At 65.8% G+C, this 1,891-nt stretch carries 5 protein-coding genes; all 5 read left to right on the top strand.

The window, feature by feature from the left end:
- The first annotated feature begins 112 nt into the window (after positions 1–112).
- Positions 113–538: an NUDIX hydrolase gene (locus DDE10_RS23000; protein ID WP_114955149.1), complete on the top strand. Its 426-nt coding sequence runs from the start codon at positions 113–115 to the stop codon at positions 536–538.
- A gap of 37 nt (positions 539–575) precedes the next feature.
- Entirely contained in the window at positions 576–947 is a 372-nt protein-coding gene (locus DDE10_RS23005) for a hypothetical protein (RefSeq protein ID WP_114955150.1), read from the top strand.
- Positions 944–1,195 carry a hypothetical protein gene (locus DDE10_RS23010; RefSeq protein ID WP_114955151.1) on the top strand — a complete coding sequence of 84 codons (252 nt, stop codon included), beginning with the start codon at positions 944–946 and terminating at the stop codon, positions 1,193–1,195. The genes DDE10_RS23005 and DDE10_RS23010 overlap by 4 nt, the downstream gene beginning before the upstream one ends.
- Positions 1,192–1,608: a methylmalonyl-CoA epimerase gene (gene mce, locus DDE10_RS23015; protein ID WP_114955152.1), complete on the top strand. Its 417-nt coding sequence runs from the start codon at positions 1,192–1,194 to the stop codon at positions 1,606–1,608. The genes DDE10_RS23010 and mce overlap by 4 nt, the downstream gene beginning before the upstream one ends.
- A gap of 107 nt (positions 1,609–1,715) precedes the next feature.
- Positions 1,716–1,891, top strand: a 176-nt coding sequence (locus DDE10_RS23020) for a methylmalonyl-CoA mutase family protein (protein WP_162806811.1), incomplete at its 3' end; no start/stop codon positions are given.

The raw sequence follows: 1,891 nt of genomic DNA on the forward strand, positions 1-1,891 counted from the left end.
GCGAGCAAGGGGTTCATCGACGAGGTGATCATGCCCCACTCGACCCGCCGCCGCATCGCTCTGGGCCTCAGGAAGCTGCGCGACAAGCAGCTCGAAAACCCCTGGAAGAAGCATGACAACATCCCGCTGTGATGACGCGCCGACGATCCGCATCGCGGCCGCTTTGATCGTCGACGGACGCGGCCGCATACTGCTCGTCCGCAAGCGCGGCACCCAAGCCTTCATGCAGCCGGGCGGCAAGCTCGAGCACGGCGAGACGGGGCCCAAGGCCCTGGCCCGCGAGCTGCGCGAGGAACTGGGCTGTGGCTTCGTCGGCGAACCCCGCCCGATCGGCCGCTACTCGGCCGCAGCGGCGAACGAGCCCGGACAATTGGTCGAAGCCGAGTTGTTTGCAGTCGTGCTTGACGGCGGCATCATCCCGGCGGCGGAGATAGAGGAAGCGCATTGGTACGATCTAGACGGCGACGCGATTGTCCTGGCGCCCCTCACTCGCGACCACGTCCTCCCGCTCGTCCGCTCGGGAACCTGCGCGCCTTGAATGCGAATCGGCCGCAAGAGCGACGAGGCGTCGCGCCATGAGCCGCCAGAGTCGACAACTGGCGCTGGAAGCAGAGGAGCTCTGGCCGAAGCTTCAGCAGTTCCTCAGTTGCTACTTCCGCGAGGACTGGGTGGAAGAACATGGCTCGTCCGGGGCAGCGCTGGAAAGGGCTGTCGCAGATTGGGACCTGGCCGGACGACGACTCGTTCTACGCGAGATCCGCGACTGGAACGCGCGGCGCGGCTGGAAGCGGGACATGCGCGCGTCGCTCAATTTCGGCTTGGGCGTTAACCTGCACTTCGCCACCGAGGAGCAGGCCAGGAATTTCATGAACGACGTGTACGACAGGGTAATCGTCAGCGTTCGTCGCGAGACGCGCCCACCGTCGGAAGGGGACCACGAAGTATGAACTCCGGCCGCACCGAGGAACTGTTCGTCGGCCTGGTCGCCCTGATCCTGGTGCCGGTCATCGCCGCGCGGATCCTGCGCGGCCTTCGCACCGGCCGGCTGCCGCTCTACCGCACCTCGATCCATCGCGAGGACGACCGCGCCAAGTTCGGCTTCCTCCTCGCCCTCCACGCCGCCAGCCTGGCTCTGATCGCCCTCGTCGCGATCGACCTGCTGTTCGGCCTTCGTCTCAAGGAAAGCCTGCTATGAACCTCGGCCGCCTCAATCATGTCGGCGTCGCGACGCCGTCGATCGAGAGGAGCGTCGCGCTCTACCGCGACCTGCTCGGCGCCACGAAGATCCACGACCCCTTCGACCTGCCGGCGCAGGGTGTCCGCGTCTGTTTCGTCGACACCCCCAACAGCCAGATCGAATTGCTCGAGCCGCTGGGCGAGAACAGCCCGGTCCTGAAGTTCCTCGAGAAGAACCCTGCCGGCGGCCAGCACCATGTCTGCTTCGAGGTGCCGGACATCCATGAAGCCAAGGCCGAGATGGAGGCAAAGGGCGCGAAGGTGCTTGGCGAGCCGCGCATCGGCGCGCATGGGACGCCGGTGATCTTCGTGCACCCCAAGGACATGGGCGGCGTTCTGGTCGAATTGATGGAAACGCCGAAGGGCCATTGAAGCTACGGCCGTTCGTCCTGAGCCTGTCGAAGGACGTTCCTTTCTTTGGGTAGCTATGAAGGATAGGGCTTCGACAGGCTCAGCCCGAACGGTTTGGGAAAAGTGAAGTGACCGACAGCAAACCCACCCGCGCCGACTGGGACGCCGCCGCCGCGAAGGAGGTGAAGGGCAAGGACCTTGCCTGGCGCACGCCCGAGGGCATCGACGTCCAGCCCGTCTACACGGCGGCGGACGTTGCCGATGTCGATCCCGGCCTGCCCGGCTTCGCGCCCTATACGCGCGG

Source organism: Sphingosinicella terrae, assembly GCF_003347635.1.
In the GTDB taxonomy this organism is placed as follows: domain Bacteria; phylum Pseudomonadota; class Alphaproteobacteria; order Sphingomonadales; family Sphingomonadaceae; genus Allosphingosinicella; species Allosphingosinicella terrae.